The organism is Prevotella sp. PTAC, assembly GCF_013166535.1.
Classification (GTDB): Bacteria; Bacteroidota; Bacteroidia; order Bacteroidales; family Bacteroidaceae; genus Prevotella.
Map to the genome: position 1 here is coordinate 1 of NZ_JABKKK010000010.1, position 22,614 is coordinate 22,614.

Sequence of the window (22,614 nt, forward strand, 5' to 3'; positions counted from 1 at the left end):
CTCGGGAGTGGGTTTCGTTCCTTCGGCCGTAAGATCATCGTAGGTATAGGAAAAAGTTTCCCCGGTAGCTTTGTCATACCGGCGACGACGTCTTACGTGGAGATAAACAGGTTTACCACGCAGAGGAAAGTCCTGAATCATTTTCTCATCAGTAAAACCATGTGAGATCACGGTTCCACTCTTGTAATCTGAACGTTCCATGTAGTGTTTTTCATCAAGCCAGACTTCGATTTTGACAGAGTCGTCATGCCAACCGGAGATCTCGAAATACTCCATTAAAACTTCGGGGAAGATGACTCGTAGTAACTTATGTAGGTTGCGATTGGAAGGCATTGGACAGATGGTTTTAATTTGAACGCAAAGATAGTGCACTTTCGAGTATTAACATAACATACCAACAGGTTTTTGGGACTGACCCGGTTTTTGGACTGACCCCGAAAATCCACTGACCCCAAATCACCACAATAAACAAAAAAGTCCGAAGAAAAACCTTCGGACTCCTGCGCTTCAAGATGGGCTTGAACCAACGACCCCCTGATTAACAGTCAGGTGCTCTAACCAACTGAGCTATTGAAGCAGTGATTGCGCATCATTTCTGAATTGCGATGCAAAGGTAATGCGTTTTTCTGAAACACGCAAACTTTTCCGCAAAAAAATCGTCGAAACATATTATTTTTTTATAAAAAAGAAGCCAAACAGGTTGCTGTTAGAGTATAAACATGTAATTTTGCGCCAGCAAACATATATACTTAGTATAGTCATTCAATATAATAATGAAAATGAAAAAACGATTGTTTCTCATCATGCTCGCCTGTATGACACTAATACCGGGACAGGCACAGAAAGGCAAGAATCATAACTTCGAAGTGGCGAAGAACATAGATATATTCAACGCCATATACCGGAACCTCGACCTCATGTATGTAGACACGCTCGACCCGGCAATGGTAATAGGCAACGGCATCAACGCCATGCTGAACAGCCTCGACCCATACACAGAGTATTATCCTGAGAGCAAGTCGAAAGAATTAAAGATGATGCTCACCGGAAAATACGCGGGTATAGGAGCAGTGATACGCTACCATCAAAGATTGAAACGGGTGGTGATAGACGAGCCCTATGCCGGCATGCCGGCGGCTGAAGTCGGATTGAAAAAGGGCGACATCATACTTGCGATAGACGACAGCATCACGACAGACAAAAACGTGAGCTATGTCAGCAGCCATCTGCGCGGTGACGCAGGCACGAGCTTCGTACTGAAAATCGAGCGCCCGTCGACCGGCAAGGTGATGAAGTTTAAAATCACGAGAAAAAGCATCAAGATGCCAACCATTCCATACTACGGGATGATGGCTGACGGAGTGGGATACATCAACCTGAGCGACTATACTGAAAACAGCGCTAAAGAGATGCGCCGGGCGTTCGTTGACCTGAAAAGACAGGGGGCGGCCAAACTGCTGCTCGACCTGCGCGGCAACGGAGGCGGCTCGTTGCAGGAAGCCATCGACATATTAAATATGTGGATACCCAAAGACATAACCCTTGTGGAGACAAAAGGCAAATTGGCGAGAGCAAACAAAGCATACAAGACGAGAATGGAACCCACGGACACGGTGATGCCGATAGTCGTGCTCGTGAACGGGGAGACCGCGAGCGCGGCCGAAATCACATGCGGCTCGCTGCAAGACCTCGACCGCGGAGTGGTGGTCGGCACCCGGACATACGGCAAGGGCCTGGTGCAGGTGCCTATGGAACTGCCATACAACACAAACATGAAACTGACCACGAGCAAATACTACATACCCAGCGGCCGCTGCATACAGGCCGTGAACTACAAGCACAGCGGAGGAGGATATACCGAACGGGTGCCCGACAGCCTGACACACGTGTTCCGCACAAAAGCCGGACGCGAGGTTCGAGACGGCGGAGGCATAAAGCCCGACATAGAGTCGAAGCCCGACACGCTGCCAAACATTGCCGTATATCTCGACAGGATCGACACGATGGAGGTGATGTTCGACTTCGTGGTAGACTACATAGCCAAGCACCAGACCATCGCCCCCGCAGAGAAATTCACGCTGAGCGACGACGACTTCGAGGATTTCAAGCAGAGAGTGATAAAGAGTGGCTTCACATACGATCCCGTGACGGAAAAGAAACTCGACGAGCTGGTGAAGCTGGCCCGCTTCGAGGGATACTACGAAGATGCCAAGGATGAGTTTGACGCGCTCAAGGCGAAACTCAAGCACGACGTGGCAAAAGACATTGACCGCCACAAAGAAGTAATAAAAGAGATGATAGAGCGGGACATTGTGGCGGCATATTACTTCCAGGAGGGAACGATGAAAGCCGCGATGAGGTACGACAAACAACTGAAAGAGGCCGAGCGGGTGCTCAACGATGAAAAGGGATACCACCGGTTGCTCTCCGCACCGAAAGGCAACGCGCCAAAAGAGGAAAAGCAACAGGCGAGAACAAACCTGCAAGCAAGCACGGACACCCACCCGACACCGGCAGACAGGCCTTCAATCATGGCAGCCTGACGGTCTTACGGCCTGTTATACTGCATATTAATACATTTTTTCCGCCAAATACTTGGCAGATAACGGAATTATGACTAACTTTGCACCGTTCGGTGGAATGAGGGGCTTCTCGAAAGCTCCTCATTTTATTTTAATAACATCTATAATTATATGATAGATAAAAACGTAGTAAAGACGATTGTCGAAGAATGGTTGCAGGAAGGCGAGTACTTTCTTGTTGACGTGGTGATGACACCAGACTACCGCATAGTGGTAGAGATAGACCATGCCGACGGAGTGTGGATAGAAGACTGCGCGGCACTCAGCCGCTTTGTGCAGGAAAGACTGGGCGACGAGCTGGGCGACTACGAGCTGGAAGTAGGCTCGGCCGGCCTTGGGCAGCCTTTCAAGGTTGCTCGCCAGTATGTCAACCACATCGGCAAGGAGGTCGAGGTGCTCACGTCCGACGGCAAGAAAGTGCAGGGCGTGCTGACAAGCGTCGACGGCACGGCGTTCACCGTGACAGTGAAGGAGAAACAGAAAGTGGAAGGCAAGAAACGCCCCGTCATTGCCGACGTGGAGAAAGCTTTCGACATGAATGACGTGAAATATACAAAATACTTATTAAGCTTCAAATAGAATATGGCAACAAAGAAAGACGAGAAAGGTCCCAGCATGATAGAGACCTTCCAGGAGTTTAAGGAGACCAAAAACATCGACCGCACAACGATGGTCAGCGTGCTGGAAGAGAGCTTCCGCAACGTGATAGCCAAGATTTTCGGCAGCGACGAGAATTTCGATGTCATCGTAAACCCCGACAAGGGCGACTTCGAGATACACCGCAACCGCATCGTTGTGGCCGACGGAGAGGTGCAGGACGAGAACAAAGAAATATCGCTTACCGACGCACAGAAGATAGAACCCGACTATGAAGTGGGCGAAGAGGTCAGCGAAGAGGTGAACTTCACCAAGTTCGGACGCCGCGCCATCCTCAATCTTCGCCAGACACTGGCATCGAAGATACTCGAACTTGAACACGACTCTCTTTACAATAAGTATAAAGACAAGGTGGGAACGATCGTCAGCGGCGAAGTATACCAGATGTGGAAGCGCGAAGTCCTCATCGTCGACGATGAGGGAAACGAGCTGCACCTGCCCAAAAGCGAGCAGATACCGTCGGACAGCTACCGCAAGGGCGAGACCGTTAGGGCCATCGTACTACGAGTGGACAACGAGAACAACAACCCGCGCATCATCCTGAGCCGCACCAGCCCGATATTCCTCGAAAGGCTGCTCGAAGCCGAAGTGCCCGAAATCAACGACGGACTGATCACCATACGCCGCGTGGCCCGCATGCCGGGAGAACGTGCCAAGGTGGCGGTAGAGAGCTACGACGAGCGCATCGACCCGGTAGGAGCGTGCGTCGGAGTGAAAGGAAGCCGCGTACACGGCATTGTCCGCGAGCTGTGCAACGAGAACATAGACGTGATCAACTACTCGAGCAACGTGCAGCTGTTCATACAGCGTGCGCTGAGCCCGGCCAAAGTGTCAAGCATCACACTCGACACGGAGAACCACAAGGCCGAGGTGTACCTTCAACCGGAAGAAGTATCGCTCGCCATCGGCCGCGGAGGTATGAACATCAAGCTCGCTTCCATGCTCACAGAGTACACCATCGACGTGTTCCGCGTCGTGAATGAGGGCGAGGCCGACGAAGACATCTACCTCGACGAGTTCTCCGACGAGATAGACCAATGGGTCATCGACGCCATCAAGAGCATCGGACTCGACACGGCCAAGGCCGTGCTCAACGCTCCGCGCGAAATGCTTATCGAGAAAGCCGACCTCGAAGAAGAGACCGTCGAGCTTGTATTGCGGGTACTGCGCGCAGAGTTTGAGTAAATGGAACCGTGTGTGTGAATTACGAATTTGAAAATGTTGAATTCGTAACTCTCAATTCAGCATCGGGCGTCGGACCCGGCAATTCGTAATTTATAATTCGTAATTCAAAATTAAACAGAATGGGTGTCAGATTAAATAAAGTATTAAAAGAACTGAACATAGGACTTCAGACGGCTGTCGATTTCCTGAAAAACAAAAAAGATCTCGGCGAGATCAAAGAGGATGCCAATGTCAACACCAAGATAACGGTAGAGCAATACAACGCGCTTGTGAGTGCGTTTAAAGGCGACAAGGACATCAAGAGCGAAGCCGAAAAGATATTCGCCAAGAAAGCCAAAGACAAGAAAGCCGAGAAAGCCGAACGCAAAGCCACGAAAGGAGAAGAGCTGCTCGAACAGCGCCAGTCGTTCAAACCGCTGGGAAAAATTGACCTCGACAGTGTGGGCAAGCGCCCGGCAGCGCCAGTCACGGAAGAGAAAAAAGAACCGAAACAGGAAGAAAAGACCGTGGCTGAAACCAAAACACCGGAAAAGCAACCGGAAGTGAAGATCGAGCCGAAACCTGAAAAGCCGGTGACGGAAGCCCCGAAAGATGAAAAGAAAGTAGAGGCGAAAGCCGAACAGAAAGCCGTGAAAGATGCTCCGGCAGAAAAGCCCATAGAGCGGAAGCCTGAAAAGCCAGAGGCCCCGAAAAAGGAACAGGCAGCGAAACCGCAGCAAACACCGCAGCAGCTCAAAGCCGAGGAGCCGCAACAGCCTGCTACGGCAAGTTCGCCGAGCATCTACACGCTGAAAAGCGAAAACACCAAGGCACCGCAGGTGAAAGTGCTCGGCACGATAGACCTTGCCGCACTGAACCAAAGCACACGCCCGAAGAAGAAATCGAAAGAGGAACGCCGCAAGGAGCGCGAGGAGAAAGCCGCCCAGCAACGGCCGGCCGGCGACCGCAAGAAGCGCGTACGCATAGGCAAAGAGCGTGTGGACATAGAGGCCGCCGCCAACCAGCCGGGCAACAACCAGAACAAGAAAAACAAGAACAAAGGCGGTAATAACGGCGGCAACAACGGCGGAGCGAACAACAACCAGGCCGGAAACGCCGACAACCGTCAGGGCAAGCGCAACCGCAAGAACCGCAACCAGCCGAAGCCTCTGGAAGTGAACGAAGAGGACGTGGCACGCCAGGTGAAAGAGACTCTGGCCCGACTGACGAGCAAGAACCAGAACAAGAAAGGCGCAAAGTACCGCCGTGAGAAGCGCGACGCCGTGCAAGAGCGTCTCAACGAGGAGATGCGCTCGGAGCAGGCAGAGAGCAAAACACTGAAACTCACTGAGTTCGTGACCGTGAGCGAGCTTGCCACCATGATGAACGTACCTGTAAACAAGGTCATCGGCACGTGCATGAGCATCGGCATCATGGTGTCTATCAACCAGCGTCTCGACGCCGAGACCATCAACCTGGTGGCAGAGGAGTTCGGATTCAAGACCGAGTATGTGAGTGCGGAGGTAAGCGAGGCCGTGAGTGAGGAGGAGGACGATGAGAACGATCTCGTGCCGCGCGCGCCGATTGTCACCGTCATGGGTCACGTAGACCACGGAAAGACATCGCTGCTCGACCACATACGTAACACCAACGTGATCGCCGGCGAGGCGGGAGGAATCACCCAGCACATCGGAGCATACAACGTGACACTGTCCGACGGACGTGAGATCACGTTCCTCGACACACCGGGTCACGAGGCGTTCACCGCCATGCGTGCCCGCGGAGCCCAAGTGACCGACATCGCCATCATCATCATCGCGGCGGACGACAGCGTCATGCCCACCACCAAGGAGGCCATCGCACACGCACAGGCCGCCAACGTACCTATGGTGTTCGCCATAAACAAGATTGACAAGCCGGGAGCAAACCCCGACAAGATACGCGAGGACCTCTCGCAGATGAACCTGCTCGTGGAGGAATGGGGCGGCAAGTACCAGTGCCAGGAGATATCGGCGAAAAAAGGACTCGGCGTCGACGAGCTGCTCGAAAAGGTGCTGCTCGAAGCTGAGATGCTCGACCTGAAAGCCAACCCGAACCGCCGCGCCACCGGCTCCATCATCGAGTCGTCGCTCGACAAGGGCCGCGGCTACGTGTCTACGGTGCTCGTAAGCAACGGAACGCTGAAAGTGGGCGATATCGTCATCGCCGGAACGAGCCACGGACGCATCAAGGCCATGTTCAACGAGCGCAACCAGCGAATGGAGAAAGCCGGCCCGGCAGAACCCGCAATAATACTCGGACTCAACGGAGCGCCCACCGCCGGCGACTCGTTCCACGTGATGGAGACCGAGCAGGAGGCACGAGAGATTGCCAACAAGCGCGAGCAGCTCCAGCGCGAGCAAGGCCTGCGCACGCAGACACGCCTCACGCTGGCCGACATAAGCCACCGCATCGCCCTCGGCTCGTTCAAGGAGCTGAACCTCATCGTCAAGGGAGACACCGACGGTAGCGTGGAGGCTCTGAGCGACTCGTTCCTCAAGATGTCTACCGAGAAAATACAGGTCAATGTCATCCACAAGGCCGTGGGTCAGATTTCGGAGAACGACGTGACGCTGGCCGACGCGTCAGATGCCATCATCGTGGGCTTCCAGGTACGGCCGTCGTCGGCCGCACGCAAGCTGGCCGACCGCGACGGAGTGGAGATCAACACCTACTCCATCATCTACGATGCCATCGAAGACATACGCTCTGCGATGGAAGGAATGCTCGACAAGGTGAAAAAAGAGATCGTCACCGGCCAGGTTGAGGTACGCGAGGTATACAAGATATCGAAGGTCGGCACGGTTGCCGGAGCGCTTGTCACCGAAGGCAAGGTACACCGTGTGGACAAAGCGCGCCTCGTGCGCGACGGTATCGTGGTCCACACAGGAGCCATCAACGCCCTCAAACGCTACAAGGACGATGTCAAGGAGGTACCCGCAAGCTTCGAGTGCGGTATCAGCCTCGTCAACTTCAACGACATACAGCAAGGCGATATAATAGAGACGTTCACCGAAATAGAGGTGCAGCAGAAGCTGTAAACAATCCGGACGACCGCCAAAACGCGGCACGCCGGAACGGGAAGCACAAAACGTTCATGCCCCGGAGAAATATTCCGAACAACGACATAACGTATATAAACGGAGATACAGATAACGATATTCCAAAATCAGAAACCCTGTATCTCCGTATTTTATTGTAAAGTCACAATCCGTTCGGCTGCCATACCGGCATACTCATGCCCATATTACCATATTTTTGATTATAAAATCATCCTTCATTCGTCAGGCATACCGATGCGAACCAATCCATATCTTCATATTTTCATTATAAAATCACACTGTGAACAATATTTACAAAAAGAACTTTAAAACTGGCCCTTTTCAAAATTAAAATCCAATGGCCGGAAATAAACGGATTATGGACCGTTTTCCGCAAGTACCTGTGCATCAACTCAATACACCAATCATACCTATATCTCCGACCAACCCGACTCCACCTGCCAGAAATCTTCTTTCCGTTTAGCGCCCCGTTGGCCTGCGTTTAGCGTCTAAATGGAATGCAACGGGACGCTAAACGCAACGCGAACGGTAACCAAACGGCTTGCAACGGGCATCCCGTTGCAATAAAAACACCGATTTTCACTAATGGCGAAAAGCGGCATATCGAGTCACGTATATCGGTGTATATCGCCTTCGCTTTCTATTTCAACGGAAAACAATGTGCTAAATATGTGACTTTATTATTACAATATAGTTTTTGCGGAAATATTCGCAAGCAGATCAGTATTAAACCGCGGATTTCCAGGAAACAACAGGAGTAAAAGAAGCCTAATTCGGATTAAAGGTAAAAAAAGGACTTTTAAAGATATTTTTTTGCTCAAAGCACCATTATTTCGTAACTTTGCATTCTCAACAGCATTCCGGCCGTGCGCCGGCAAACAGTGAAAGAATGGCAACAGACATCAAGGATAATGACAAGGAGATGACAGACGGCGGAAAGAACCGGTTTGTCAGGGAAGTGGCCGACAAGAAATACGAGTTCGGATTTACGACAGACGTTCACACCGAGATAATAGACAAGGGACTGAACGAGGACGTGGTGCGGCTCATATCGGCCAAGAAAGGCGAGCCGGAGTGGATGCTCGACTTCCGCCTGAAAGCCTTCCGCTACTGGGAAAGCCAGACACAGCCCTCATGGGCACATGTGCACCTGCCCGAGATTGACTATCAGGCGATATCGTACTACGCCGACCCGATGGCAAAGAAGAAAGACGAGGGCAAGAAAGAGATTGACCCCGAGCTGATGAAAACATTCGACAAGCTCGGCATCCCGCTCGAAGAGAGGCTGGCACTGAGCGGCGTGGCGGTGGACGCCATCATGGACTCGGTGTCGGTGAAGACCACGTTCAAGGAGAAACTGGCCGAGAAAGGCATCATATTCTGCTCGATAGGCGACGCCATCAAAGACCACCCCGAACTGGTGAGAGAGTATCTCGGCACGGTGGTGCCATACCGCGACAACTACTACGCGGCGCTCAACAGCGCGGTGTTCAGCGACGGCTCGTTCGTGTATATACCCAAAGGGGTACGCTGCCCGATGGAGCTAAGCTCATATTTCCGCATCAACGCCCGGAACACGGGGCAGTTCGAGCGCACGCTCATCATTGCCGACGACGACTCATACGTGAGCTATCTCGAAGGGTGTACGGCACCGATGCGCGACGAGAACCAGCTTCACGCCGCCATCGTGGAAATAATAGTGAAGGAACGGGCTGAAGTGAAGTACTCGACAGTACAGAACTGGTATCCCGGCGACGAGAATGGACGGGGCGGAGTGCTCAACCTCGTGACCAAGCGTGGCGACCTGCGCGGAGCGGGCAGCAAACTGTCGTGGACGCAGGTGGAGACTGGAAGCGCAATAACGTGGAAATACCCGTCGTGCATACTGCGGGGCGACAACTCGGTGGCCGAGTTTTACAGCGTGGCAGTCACCAACCACCACCAGGAAGCCGACACGGGCACCAAGATGATACACATAGGCCGCGACACCAAGAGCACCATCATATCGAAAGGCATCTCGGCGGGCAAGAGCCAGAACTCATACCGCGGACTGGTAAGGGCGGCCGCCACGGCGGATAACGCACGCAACTACAGTTCGTGCGACTCGCTGCTTCTGGGCAGCGAGTGCGGCGCGCACACGTTCCCCTACATGGACATACACAACGACACGGCAATAGTGGAACACGAGGCCACGACAAGCAAAATCAGCGAAGACCAGCTGTTCTACTGCAACCAACGCGGCATACCCACGGAGCAGGCCGTCGGCCTGATTGTCAACGGATATGCGAAAGACGTGCTCAACAAACTGCCCATGGAGTTTGCCGTCGAGGCACAGAAACTGCTCGCCGTATCGCTCGAAGGCACGGTGGGATGACAGTAATACGGAAAAATAAATACAAAGGAAGAGTTAACAGAACGACGATATTATGTTAGAAGTAAAAGACCTTCATGCCAGAATAGGCGACAAAGAGATACTGAGAGGAATCAACCTCACGATAAAAGACGGCGAGACACACGCCATCATGGGACCCAACGGCTCGGGGAAATCAACCCTCAGCGCCGTGCTCGTGGGTAATCCGCTCTATGAGGTGACCGGCGGCGAGGTCGTTTTCAACGGCAAGGACCTGCTTGACATGGCTCCGGAAGACCGTGCCCACGAGGGCTTGTTCCTCTCGTTCCAGTACCCGGTGGAGATTCCGGGTGTGTCGATGACCAACTTCATGCGCGCCGCCATCAACGAGAAGCGCAAGTATGAAGGCAAGGAACCGCTGTCGGCTGGCGACTTCATAAAGCTGTCGAGAGAGAAGCGGAAAATCGTGGAGCTTGACTCCAAACTGGCGAACCGCTCCGTCAACGAGGGTTTCAGCGGGGGAGAGAAAAAGCGCAACGAGATATTCCAGATGGCGATGCTCGAACCCAAGCTGTCTATCCTCGACGAGACCGACTCCGGACTCGACGTGGATGCCATGCGAATAGTTGCCGATGGTGTGAACAAGCTGCGCACACCTGAGACGAGTTGCATCGTAATCACCCACTACGACCGCTTGCTCGACATGATAAAGCCCGACGTGGTACACGTGCTATACAACGGACGCATCGTCAAAACGGCAGGTCCGGAGCTTGCCCGTGAGATTCAGGAGCGGGGCTATGACTGGATAAAAGCAGAGGTGGAAGACTAAAACAAGGCGAAAACATGCAGAGCGAGAAACAATATATCGACCTTTACACCGATTGCCGGGAAATGATTTGCAGGCACAGCGCCGAGCCGATGAACGCTGTTCGCGACCGCGCGCTCGATGATTTCCGACGGTCGGGCTTCCCCACACGCAAGGTGGAAAGGTATAAATACACCGAAATGGCAAAGCTGTTCGAGCCTGACTACGGACTGAACATCAACCGACTCGACATCCCCGTAAATCCATACGACGCTTTCAAATGCGACGTGCCCAACCTGAGCACATCGCTCTACTTCATCGTCAACGACTCTTTCCATACCAAGAATATGCCGAAAAGCCAGTTGCCGGATGGTGTGATAGTTGGCTCACTGAAAGAACTGGCATCAAAAAAGCCCGATTTCATCGCCAGATACTACTCGAAAGCGGCCCGCACGGAGGATGACGCCGTGACGGCTCTCAACACGATGCTTGCCCAAGACGGACTCGTGGTGTATGTTCCGGAAGGTGTCAGGGTGGAACGTGCCGTGCAGGTCATAAATATCCTGCGCTCGGATGTAGACCTGATGGTAAACCGCAGGGTGCTCATCATCGTCGAGCCGAGAGCGGAAATCAAACTTCTATTCTGCGACCATGCGGCCGACGACCGCCGTTTTCTCACCACGCAAGTGGTAGAGGCGTATGTGGGCGAAGGCGCGGCACTCGACCTTTACTGCCTCGAAGAGACACACGAAAAGAACGTCCGCGTCAGCAACCTGTATATAGAGCAGGCTGCCGGCAGCCGGGTGAACCACAACATGATAACGCTGCACAACGGGACGACACGCAACCGCACCGATGTCACCATGACCGGACAGGGAGCCGAGTGCCGCATGAACGGCTGTGTGATAGCCGACCGGAAACAACGGGTAGACAATAATACGCTGATCGTACACCAAGCGCCGAACTGCAAGAGCAACGAACTGTATAAATATGTACTCGACGGACAGGCGACGGGAGCATTCGCAGGACGTGTTCTCGTGATGAAAGACGCACAGAAGACCGCCTCGGTGATGCGAAATCAGAACCTGTGCGCCACCAAGGAGGCCCACATGTATACACAACCGATGCTCGAGATATACGCGGATGATGTCAAGTGCGCGCATGGATCAACCGTGGGACAGCTCAACGACACAGCCCTTTTCTACATGCGCCAGCGCGGAATATCGCTCAAAGAGGCCAAGCTGCTGCTTCAGTTCGCCTTTATCAACGAGGTGATAGATTCCATACAGCTCGCCCCCCTGCGCGACCGCCTGCATCATCTCGTCGAGAAACGCTTCAGGGGTGAGCTCGCAAAGTGCGACGGATGCAAGTTGTGCAAATAATAATATACATTGAACTATGAGTTATGATTTAGCCGCTGTACGCGAAGATTTCCCCATTCTATCGAGAGAGGTGTATGGCAAACCGCTCGTATATCTCGATAATGCCGCCACGACACAGAAGCCGTTGTGCGTGCTCGACGCCATGCGCGACGAGTATCTGAACGTCAATGCCAACGTGCACCGTGGCGTACACTATCTCTCACAGCAGGCCACCGACCTGCACGAGGCGGCCCGCGAGAGGGTGCGCGGCTTCATAAACGCCCGCGGCACGAGCGAGATTGTCTTCACACGGGGCACCACCGAGAGTATCAATCTCGTGGTGTCGTCGTTTTGCGACGAGTTCATGAAAGAGGGAGACGAGGTGATTGTCACCGAGATGGAGCACCACTCCAATATCGTACCATGGCAACTGCAGGCCGCCAGGCGGGGCATTGCCATCCGTGTGGTGCCAATCGACGATAAAGGAGAGCTTGATCTCGATGAATTCGAGCGTTTATTGAATGACAAGACGAAGATCGTGAGCCTCGCCCACGTGAGCAACGTGCTCGGAACGGTAAATCCCGTGGAACGGATAATAAGTATCTCACACTCCCACGGGGTGCCGGTCATGATCGACGGAGCGCAAAGCACGCCGCATTTCAAGGTAGACGTGCGGGCGATGGATTGCGACTTTTTCGTGTTCAGCGGGCATAAGATGTACGGTCCGACGGGTGTCGGAGTACTTTACGGTAAAGAAGAATGGCTGGAGAAGCTACCCCCTTACCAGGGCGGTGGCGAGATGATAGAAAGCGTAAGCTTCGACAAGACAGTGTTCGGCAGCCTGCCGTTCAAGTTCGAGGCCGGAACTCCCGACTATGTCGCTACCCACGGCCTTGCCACGGCTATCGGATATATGGAACATATCGGTCTTGAAAACATAGCGGCGCACGAGCAAATGCTGACCCGATACTGCATGGATGAGATGAGAAAAATCGATGGAATGAGGCTTTTCGGCGAGTCTGAGCACAAGGACGCGGTGGTATCTTTCCTCGTGGGAGACATCCACCACCTCGACATGGGCACCCTGCTCGACCGTCTCGGAATTGCCGTCCGCACGGGGCACCACTGCGCCGAGCCGCTGATGCGCCGTCTGGGAATACAAGGTACGGTGCGCGCCTCGTTCGCGTTATACAACACAAAGGAAGAGATTGATGCCCTTGTGGCGGGAGTACGGCGGGTCAGCAAGATGTTCTGACACCGTCGTTCTTGCATTTCAGCAGTGCCGAGAGCAGCCAGAAGAGGAATAACAGGCGTACGACAAACGGGCACGTGACAGGCACTACGGTGCAGAAGAATGCCAGTTGGGCGTTTAACAGGTGCAGCATCCGGCGTATTCCTACGGGCTGTCCAAGTACGTATGAGTAATACTTGCATACCATACCGAGTGCTTTTACTGCCAATTTGGCCACTGTTGCGGTGTTTATAGATGCGCCTTGTGCCGCCGGGCGACCTGCCGTGAGTGTCATTTCATTTTTCATATAGCGTTGTTTTTAAATGTTGTGATACTTATTTTAGATGTTGTGATACTTGTTTTACTCTTACGTTAAATTACCGATTTCAATTCCCATGCCCTGTCGCTTGTGACAGGAATGTACCGATAAGCCAGATTATAATGCCTATTAACATCATGGTTCTTTATTTAAACTGTTTGTTATTTATATGCTATCTTATGCTGTTTACATCTGACATATTCAGGTATAAGCATCTGTTTACATTGCAAAGGAACGACCGTTTTGTGCACAAAGGGTTCACTATCGAAAATATATAGTTAACCATTCTTAAATATTAACATCCATTTAGAGATACGATCATGCTTGAAAGCCACTACCACGAAGGACTGATTGAAGCCGGATGCGACGAGGCCGGGCGCGGATGCCTTGCCGGAAGCGTGTATGCCGCGGCTGTGATATTCCCGCCGGATTATGTCAACGCCGACCTGAACGACTCAAAACAGCTCACAGAGCGAAGGCGCAATGAACTGCGGGAGGTAATCAAACGCGACGCAGTGGCATGGGCGGTGGGCATCGTCACGCCCGAGGAAATAGACCGGATAAACATCCTGAACGCCAGTTTTCTGGCCATGCACCGTGCCTTAGACCAACTGGACGTGCGGCCTGAGGCTGTAATCGTAGACGGAAACAGATTCAAAAAATACCGTGACCTGCCGCACGCCACCATCGTGAAAGGCGACGGCAAGTACCTGTCAATAGCTGCGGCAAGTATCCTTGCCAAGACTTTCAGAGACGACTATATGGCCGAACTGGCCCTGAAACATCCGCAATACGACTGGAAAAGCAACAAGGGCTATCCCACAAGAAAGCACCGTGAGGCGATAAAATCCTTCGGGATAACCCCATTCCATCGTAAAAGCTACAACCTGCTGGGCGACGGCCAGCTCATGCTCGACTTCCAAACAACGACCGACAATGCGACACAGCAACCTTGACAGAGAGCTATCGCTCATGCTCCTGATGACCGAAAACCGGGACTACACCGTGAAACAGATGTGCGAACGCCTCGGCATATCGCGCCGCACGCTATACTACTACATCGATTTCTTCCGCGACAGCGGCTTCACGGTAGAGAAACGTGGCACCTGCTACAGCCTCGACAAAAACTCCCAGTTCTTCACACGACTGTTCAAAAAAGTCCATTTCACCGAAGACGAGGCCATCACCATGCGCCGTTTGCTCGACCGTGCGAGCGACAACAGCCTGCATGTGCAACACCTTAAAAACAAACTGACCCGCCTATACGATCTCGACATTCTCGAAAACGTTACCTTACGCGAGCAGGACGCCGACAACGTGAGCACGCTCTACGACGCTATAAAGATGAAAAAGACCGTCATCCTGCGAAATTACTCATCGCCCCACAGCAACACCACCGCCAACCGCGTAGTGGAACCGTTCATGTTCATGGACAACAACAATGAGATACGGTGCTACGAGATCGCTTCCGGACAGAACAAGACATTCAAGATATCCCGCATAGAGTCTGTCATGATACTTGCAGATGACCAGATTCACGAGGCACGACACAAAAAAGTTTTCACCGATATATTCATGTTCAGCGGCGAGAAACGCCTTCCCGTCACGCTTCGCCTCGGCCGGCTGGCCCGCAACATAATGCTCGAAGAATATCCCCAATCGGCCGCCTTCATCACTCCCGACGACGCGAGCCACTGGATTGTGAGCCTCGACGTGTGCAGTTATCTGGGCATATCACGTTTCGTGCTCGGCCTCTTCGAAAGTGTCGAGATACTGGGCAGCGAAGAGTTCCGTGAGTATATACGCATGAAGATAGACAACATGAAAGTCGACGGATAGCATAAAGCCGCCGGGGTACATACAAAGACCGGAATAAAGACGGCGGCGATATAAGGACAGGCATAAATCGTATGAACGACACGGCCTCCATATTGAAACATCACGACGATGAAACGGGACAAAACAACGAAAACAAAATAACACACATACAATTTACATACTGACAAAACAACAAAACCATGCGACTCAACAGAAACCTAAAGAGCATTGCGATGAGCATCTTTCTGCTGGCTGCCACAACAGCATCGCAGGCGGCCGGAAGCTCAAAAAACGGCGATTTCACCGTCGGTAAAGGCACATTCCTGCTCAATGGCAAGCCGTTTGTGATAAAAGCGGCCGAAATTCACTATCCGCGCATCCCCCGACCGTACTGGGAACATCGCATCAGGATGTGCAAGGCACTGGGCATGAACACTGTTTGCATCTACATTTTCTGGAACATACACGAGCAACGCGAAGGCGAGTTCGACTTCACGGGCGGCAACGACGTGGCCGAGTTCTGCCGGATCGCGCAGAAAAACGGCATGTATGTCATCGTGCGGCCTGGCCCGTACGTGTGTGCCGAATGGGAGATGGGAGGCCTGCCGTGGTGGCTTCTTAAAAAGAAAGACATACGACTGCGCGAGAGAGACCCGTATTTTATGGAGCGGGTGCGGCTGTTCGAGCATAAGGTAGGCGAGCAGCTTGCCCCGCTGACGATACAGAACGGCGGCCCGATAATCATGGTACAGGTGGAGAACGAGTACGGGTCGTATGGAGAGGACAAGGCCTATGTGAGCGAGATACGGGACATCGTTCGCTCGGCCGGCTTCGACAAGGTGGCGCTCTTCCAGTGCGACTGGGCAAGCAACTTCACGAAAAACGGTCTCGACGACCTCACATGGACAATGAACTTCGGCACCGGAGCCAACATCGACGCCCAGTTCAAACGCCTTGGCGAACTTAGGCCCGACGAGCCGAAGATGTGCTCGGAGTTCTGGAGCGGATGGTTCGACAAGTGGGGAGCGCGCCACGAGACACGGCCGGCGGCCAAGATGACGGCCGGAATAGACGAGATGCTGTCGAAAGGCATATCGTTTTCCCTGTACATGACACACGGAGGCACATCGTTCGGCCACTGGGCGGGAGCCAACAGCCCAGGATTTGCCCCCGACGTGACGAGCTACGACTACGACGCGCCCATCAACGAGCAGGGTGCCGCCACCCCTAAATACCACGAACTGCGGGCCACCATGCGGAAATATGCCGACTGGAAGCTGCCTGCCATGCCCCGCCCGGCAGCCGGCATAATAAGCATTCCCAAGTTCACGCTCACCGAGTTCGCACCTGTCTGCCTTGGCGTAGACAGCACTGCGACCACCCGCAACACCGTCACCATGGAGGAGATGAACATGGGCTGGGGAGCGATGATATACGAGACGACGCTGCCCGGCATCACCACCCCGTCGCTGCTGACGATAGACGAGGCGCACGACTACGCCCAGATATTTGTAGACGGCAGTCACATAGGCACGATAGACCGGGTGAAGAAAGAACGCACGCTGCGCATGCCGCCCGTGAAACGAGGCAGCAAGCTGACGATACTCGTCGAGGCGATGGGACGGATAAACTTCGGACGGGCCATAAAAGACTTCAAGGGCATCACCGGCACTGTAACAATGACGGCCGAGACAGACGGACATGTGGTGACGCACGACCTGAAAAACTGGACCGTCAGCCGAATATCAGATGACTACACGACAGCGGTAAGGGCGCTCGACGCTGCCGCTAAAGCCCCCGGAAGCTCGAAAGCAATGGATCGGCGGGGATACTACCGCGGACACTTCACGCTCAAAAAAACGGGCGACACGTTCCTGAACATGGAAGGATGGGGCAAAGGACAGGTATATGTCAACGGGCATGCGCTGGGGCGTTTCTGGAGCATCGGCCCGCAACAGACGCTCTACCTGCCGGGATGCTGGCTGAAAAAAGGACGCAACGAGCTGATCGTGCTCGACATCACCAACCCGAAAGAGACGACATGCCACGGACAGACGACACCCGAGCTGAACAAACTCAAAGTCAAAAAGACGAAAACCGACAAGACCGCTCCTATGCTTAGCGCCATGAGGCCGGCCGCAACAGGAGCATTCGCATCAGGCAACGGATGGCAGAAAATAACGTTTGCGCAGGCTTCGGGCCGCTACATAGCCATCGAATGCCTCGATGCCCACGACAGCGGACAGACGGCGGCGATAGCCGAACTGTACGCCCTCGACAACAAAGGGCGGCGACTGAGCCGGGAGCCGTGGTCGGCGGGATACTGCGACAGCGAGGACACCGCAGGCGGAAACCACACGGCAGACAAGGTGTTTGACCTGCAAGAGTCGACATTTTGGAGCACCAAACCTACCGACAGGTATCCACACACGATAGTCATAGACCTCGGGACGCCGCGCGACATAACCGGAATAGAATATCTGCCAAGAGCCGAACAAGGTGCCCCGGGCAGCGTGAAGAACTACCGGATATACGTTTTTTAAAGGTAAAAAAGTAAAAAGGTAAAAGGGTAAAAAAGCCATGCGGATGGATAATGAATTAAAGAAAACAATCTGTAAATAATAAGTCCGCATGGCTTTTTTACCTTTTTACTTTTTTACCCTTTTACCTTTAAACGCCCTTTTTACGCAGATAAATGTAAAAATAAAATCATCAAATTAACACTTTGTTTTTCCTCGAAATAGAAAATTATCACTATACCTAAAGCTATACACAATGCGATAGAATATTTTAAAAAAATGAATAACTTCATCATTTCCCTGCAACGGGACGCCCGTTGCAGGGCGATTGGTTGCCGTTTGCGTCGCGTTCAGCGTCCCGTTGGCTTGCGTTTAGCGTCTAAATGCGAGGCAACGGGACGCTGAATGGAAAAAATATTTCAGGCAGGTGGAGTTGGTGTGGTATGGAAAGCAGATATGGTGGGTTTATCGGGTTGATATACAGGTGGTTGTGAAAAGCAGTTCATAACTCGTTTATTTCCGGCCTTTGGCTTTTAATTTTGAAACGGGCGAGTTTTAAAAGGCTTTTTGTAAACATTATTCGTGATTACCGCAAGTATTGTCTTTCTTTTATTCATTCTTTTATATTCACGCATTTTGCCAATCGCCCAAATATTATTACTTTTGCAAGTCGAACTCAACCTAATTTTAATAAGAAGAGTTTGACCGCGCCATTGACGGTCAACGCGCGTTACATGGCTGCAAGCCCATCTGCCGGTAACAAACCGGCCGGAATACCGCATACCGCAAAAAGACAAATATCATTTAAACAATAAATAAACTATGGCAAAAAAAGCGTTATTGATGATTCTCGACGGATGGGGAATCGGAAAACATGGCAACGGCGACGTGATATTCAACACGCCGACCCCGTATCTCGACTATCTCACGGCCGTCAGCTCACACTCTGAGTTGCAGGCTTCGGGAGAGAACGTGGGTCTGCCCGACGGACAGATGGGCAACTCGGAAGTAGGCCACCTCAACATCGGTGCCGGCCGTGTGGTATATCAGGACCTGGTGAAAATCAACCGTGCGTGCAAAGACGGTTCCATAATGCAGAATCCGGGTATTGTGGCGGCATACAGCTATGCCAAGGAAAACGGCAAGAAACTGCACCTGATGGGACTGACGTCAGACGGTGGTGTACACTCTTCGCTCGACCACCTCTACAAACTCGTGGAGACAGGCAGGGAATACGGTCTGACAAAGACTTTCGTGCACTGCTTCATGGACGGCCGCGACACCGACCCCAAGAGCGGCGCCGGCTTCATCAAAGAGCTGACAGACGTATGCGAGGCCAACGGCGCTGCCATAGCAAGCATCATCGGCCGCTTCTACGCAATGGACCGCGACAAGCGCTGGAACCGTGTGAAAGAGGCTTACGACCTCATTGTAGAAGCAAAGGGCAGACAGGCCGACGATATGGTGAAAGCCGTGGAGGATAGTTATGCCGAGGGCGTGACCGACGAGTTCATCAAACCGATAACAAACGCAAACGTCGACGGACGCATAGAAGAAGGCGACGTGGTGATATTCTTCAACTTCCGCAATGACCGAGCAAAGGAACTGACACAGGTACTCACACAGCAAGACATGCCCGAGGAGGGAATGCACACGATAAAGGGCCTGCAATACTACTGCATGACGCCTTACGACGCATCGTTCACCGGTGTCGGCATCCTCTTCCCGAAAGAAAACGTGGAGAACACCCTGGGCGAGTATCTCAGCAGCATGGGCAAGAAGCAGTTGCACACGGCTGAGACAGAGAAATACGCCCATGTGACATTCTTCTTCAACGGAGGCCGCGAGCAACCCTATGAGGGCGAAGACCGCATACTCGTGCCGTCGCCAAAGGTAGCCACATACGACCTCAAACCCGAAATGAGCGCATACGAAGTGAAAGACAAGCTCGTGGGGGCGATAAACACCCAGGAATATGATTTCATAGTTGTCAACTTCGCAAACGGCGACATGGTCGGCCACACCGGAATATACAACGCCATAGCAAAGGCCGTGCATGCCGTGGACAACTGCGTACGCGACGTGATAGAAGCGGCCAAGGCCAACGGCTACGAGGCTATAATCATAGCCGACCACGGCAACGCCGACAATGCCGTCAACGAAGACGGCTCGCCAAACACCGCGCACTCGCTCAACCCGGTACCGTTCATCTACGTGACGGACAACAACAGCGCGACAGTGAAAAACGGACGGTTGGCCGACGTGGCTCCTTCTATCCTGCACATCATGGGACTCGAACAACCCGCCGACATGACAGGCGAAAACCTTATATGCGACAACAAATAACCCTATAAAAACAATTAATCCATGAAGATGAAATCTATCAAGACGGCAGCATTGATGCTGCTGATGGCATGTGCCACACCGGCAATGGCACAATTCAATCTCGGCAAGGCGGCGAGCGGTGCGCTGAAAGCCGGCAAGGCGGCCACGCTGACAGACGAGCAGATGGCACAATACGTGAAAGAGTCGATAGACTGGATGGACAAGCACAACCAGGTATGTGCCGATGACGACCCGTATACCGTACGCCTGAAAAAACTGACCCAGGGACTGACAGAGGTCGAAGGTATTCCGCTCAACTTCAAGGTTTACTACGTCATCGACGTGAACGCATTCGCCTGTCCTGACGGAAGCGTGCGCGTATTCTCGTCGCTGATGGACATCATGACAGACGATGAGTTGCTCGGCGTCATCGGGCACGAGCTCGGCCATGTGGCACTGAAACACTCCAAAAAGGCGTTCCGCACAGCATTGCTCACATCCGCTCTCAAAGACGGCATCGCGTCAACAGGTGGCAAAGCCGCCCAACTGACCGAGTCGCAGCTCGGAAGCCTCGGAGAGGCGGTGCTGAACTCATCTTACTCGCAGAAACAGGAGAGCGAGGCGGATGACTACGGATATGATTTCCTCAAGAAGAACGGCAAGAACCCGTGGTCTATAGCCCTGTCGTTCGAGAAGCTCAAAAAACTTGAAGAAGAGGCCGGAGCAGGTAAGGGCAGCAAACTCGACAAGATGTTCTCATCACATCCCGACACGGCCAAGAGAATAAAGAAAATGGCCGACCGCGCAACGGCAGACGGTATAGCCCGTCCGGAAAACAAGATGCCGGAGAAGAAATAAGACAATGACGGGGCCATTCATACCCGCAAACAAAAAAACAGCCTGAGGAGCGATAATGCCCTCAGGCTGTTTTCATATCGTGACGAGACATGCGACATGCCTCACTTACCGACATATAACGAGCCGCACGGTATCAATGATACCAATATCCGGCCGCAACGGATATAAGCAGCCGGCCCCGACCGGCGGCCGCTCCTACTTGTTCCTGAAACGCTCGGCCTGCATACTTATCAGTTCCGCATCGTCGAAATAGTCGATCCGCATCGCGCGGCGCACCTCGTCCATGGTCTGTGCGGCCGTGTGGCGGGCCTGCTCGGTACCCTTTTTCAGTATGTTGTATATCTCGGGGATATCCTGCTCAAACTCATGGCGACGCACACGCATCGGTTCGAGCATGTTATTCAGGATAGTGTTAAGGAACTTCTTGCACTTCATGTCGCCCAATCCGCCACGGCGGTAGTGGTCTTTCAACTCCTCGAGATTGGCGTATTCGGGCCAGAAATCGGCAAAATCGGCATCTGTCGAGAATGCGTCGAGATATGTGAATACGGCATTGCCCTCCACCTTGCCGGGATCGTCGACACGCAAGTGGTCGGGGTCGGTATACATGGAGCGCACCTTCTGCCATACCTCCTCGGCCGAATCACTCAGATATATGCAGTTGCCGAGGCTCTTGCTCATCTTCTCCTTGCCGTCGGTACCCGGCAGACGGCGCGCCGTGGCATTCTCGGGAAGCATTATATTTGGCTCGACAAGCACCTCACTATACGTTGAGTTGAAGCGGCGCACCAACTCACGGGTCACCTCAAGCATCGGTTCCTGGTCCTCGCCGGCCGGCACTGTCGTAGCCTTGAACAGGGCGATGTCGGCCGCCTGGCTCACCGGATAGCAGAAAAAGCCGAGCGGGATGTTGGCCTCGAAGTTGCGCATCTTTATCTCGGTCTTCACAGTAGGGTTGCGCTGGACACGCGACACGGTGATAAGATTCATCAGATATGTGGTCAGTTCGGCAAGCTCCGGTATCTGGCTCTGCACGAAAAGCGTACACTTGGCCGGGTCGAGACCGGCGGCAAGATAGTCGAGCGCCACTTCGATGAGGTTCTGTCGTATCTTCTCGGGATTGTCGGCATTGTCTGTCAGTGCCTGTACATCGGCCATGAAAACAAACATCTGCTTGTAGTCGCCCTCATTCTGCAACTGCACACGGCGGCGCAATGAGCCTATATAGTGGCCGAGATGCAGTTTACCGGTGGGGCGGTCACCGGTCAAAATCACTTTTTCCATCTGTATTTTTTATTATCTTCGTTATCGTATGGATTCATGCCGCATAACCGTCCGTTGCACGACATGCCGCATTTACTGTCTTTCAGCGTTCCTGTTTCGGGCCGCACCACACAGCACGTTTGCCATCTTGCCAACCCTTGCCAGCCGCTTAAGAAAAGACCATTGTCCGGCCCGGCTTCTCGCATGCCGTATCGGCTTGCGGCCACAGCCATATTTTTGCAAAGTTAATAATTCTATCCG

General features: G+C 53.0%; 16 protein-coding genes and 1 tRNA gene. 13 read left to right on the top strand and 4 right to left on the bottom strand.

Translation table 11 applies throughout. The annotated features are described in order from the left end of the window. Positions 1-333: transposase family protein (locus HPS53_RS08665; RefSeq protein WP_253942863.1), on the bottom strand; the 333-nt coding region annotated here is incomplete at its 3' end. A 170-nt stretch (positions 334-503) separates the two neighbouring features. After that, positions 504-577, bottom strand: a tRNA-Asn gene (locus HPS53_RS08670). Between the two features lie 202 nt (positions 578-779). Between HPS53_RS08670 and HPS53_RS08675 the strand changes: the two genes are divergently transcribed. The 8 genes from HPS53_RS08675 (at position 780) to HPS53_RS08710 (ending at position 13,275) form a co-directional block, all read left to right on the top strand. Next, positions 780-2,543, top strand: a complete 1,764-nt coding sequence (locus HPS53_RS08675; protein WP_172205703.1) for a S41 family peptidase — start codon at positions 780-782, stop codon at positions 2,541-2,543. Between the two features lie 150 nt (positions 2,544-2,693). Next, the gene (gene rimP, locus HPS53_RS08680; RefSeq protein WP_172205705.1) at positions 2,694-3,161 is read left to right on the top strand and encodes a ribosome assembly cofactor RimP; all 468 of its coding nucleotides are present in this window, start codon (positions 2,694-2,696) and stop codon (positions 3,159-3,161) included. Between the two features lie 3 nt (positions 3,162-3,164). Then, positions 3,165-4,424 carry a transcription termination factor NusA gene (gene nusA, locus HPS53_RS08685; protein WP_104368406.1) on the top strand — a complete coding sequence of 420 codons (1,260 nt, stop codon included), beginning with the start codon at positions 3,165-3,167 and terminating at the stop codon, positions 4,422-4,424. 119 nt (positions 4,425-4,543) lie between these two features. Beyond that, positions 4,544-7,483 (top strand): translation initiation factor IF-2, encoded by a 2,940-nt coding sequence (gene infB, locus HPS53_RS08690; RefSeq protein ID WP_172205707.1) that lies wholly within the window; start codon positions 4,544-4,546, stop codon positions 7,481-7,483. A 943-nt stretch (positions 7,484-8,426) separates the two neighbouring features. Then, positions 8,427-9,878: a Fe-S cluster assembly protein SufB gene (gene sufB / locus HPS53_RS08695; protein ID WP_104368958.1), complete on the top strand. Its 1,452-nt coding sequence runs from the start codon at positions 8,427-8,429 to the stop codon at positions 9,876-9,878. Positions 9,879-9,930: 52 nt separating this feature from the next. Further along, the gene (sufC, locus tag HPS53_RS08700; protein WP_172205709.1) at positions 9,931-10,683 is read left to right on the top strand and encodes a Fe-S cluster assembly ATPase SufC; all 753 of its coding nucleotides are present in this window, start codon (positions 9,931-9,933) and stop codon (positions 10,681-10,683) included. Positions 10,684-10,697: 14 nt separating this feature from the next. Further along, positions 10,698-12,041: a Fe-S cluster assembly protein SufD gene (gene sufD / locus HPS53_RS08705; protein WP_104368948.1), complete on the top strand. Its 1,344-nt coding sequence runs from the start codon at positions 10,698-10,700 to the stop codon at positions 12,039-12,041. Positions 12,042-12,057: 16 nt separating this feature from the next. Continuing rightward, positions 12,058-13,275, top strand: coding sequence for an aminotransferase class V-fold PLP-dependent enzyme (locus HPS53_RS08710; RefSeq protein WP_104368949.1), 1,218 nt, complete (start codon positions 12,058-12,060; stop codon positions 13,273-13,275). Here HPS53_RS08710 and HPS53_RS08715 read toward each other — a convergent pair. Then, the gene (locus HPS53_RS08715) at positions 13,259-13,558 is read right to left on the bottom strand and encodes a hypothetical protein (protein ID WP_172205711.1); all 300 of its coding nucleotides are present in this window, start codon (positions 13,556-13,558) and stop codon (positions 13,259-13,261) included. The genes HPS53_RS08710 and HPS53_RS08715 overlap by 17 nt on opposite strands. Before the next feature lie 332 nt (positions 13,559-13,890). Between HPS53_RS08715 and HPS53_RS08720 the strand changes: the two genes are divergently transcribed. The 5 genes from HPS53_RS08720 to HPS53_RS08740 all read left to right on the top strand — a co-directional run bounded on the left by HPS53_RS08720 (position 13,891) and on the right by HPS53_RS08740 (position 21,090). Then, entirely contained in the window at positions 13,891-14,526 is a 636-nt protein-coding gene (locus HPS53_RS08720; protein WP_172205713.1) for a ribonuclease HII, read from the top strand. Next, positions 14,507-15,409, top strand: coding sequence for a YafY family protein (locus HPS53_RS08725; protein WP_172205715.1), 903 nt, complete (start codon positions 14,507-14,509; stop codon positions 15,407-15,409). The genes HPS53_RS08720 and HPS53_RS08725 overlap by 20 nt, the downstream gene beginning before the upstream one ends. Before the next feature lie 179 nt (positions 15,410-15,588). Then, positions 15,589-17,931: a beta-galactosidase gene (locus HPS53_RS08730; RefSeq protein ID WP_253942864.1), complete on the top strand. Its 2,343-nt coding sequence runs from the start codon at positions 15,589-15,591 to the stop codon at positions 17,929-17,931. Between the two features lie 798 nt (positions 17,932-18,729). Beyond that, the gene (gene gpmI / locus HPS53_RS08735; RefSeq protein WP_104368953.1) at positions 18,730-20,253 is read left to right on the top strand and encodes a 2,3-bisphosphoglycerate-independent phosphoglycerate mutase; all 1,524 of its coding nucleotides are present in this window, start codon (positions 18,730-18,732) and stop codon (positions 20,251-20,253) included. Positions 20,254-20,274: 21 nt separating this feature from the next. Beyond that, positions 20,275-21,090: a M48 family metallopeptidase gene (locus HPS53_RS08740; RefSeq protein ID WP_104368954.1), complete on the top strand. Its 816-nt coding sequence runs from the start codon at positions 20,275-20,277 to the stop codon at positions 21,088-21,090. 195 nt (positions 21,091-21,285) lie between these two features. On the opposite strand, the gene trpS is transcribed toward HPS53_RS08740, so the two are convergent. Continuing rightward, complete coding sequence (trpS, locus tag HPS53_RS08745) at positions 21,286-22,374, bottom strand: tryptophan--tRNA ligase (RefSeq protein ID WP_104368955.1); 1,089 nt, start codon at positions 22,372-22,374, stop codon at positions 21,286-21,288. Positions 22,375-22,614 lie beyond the last annotated feature (240 nt).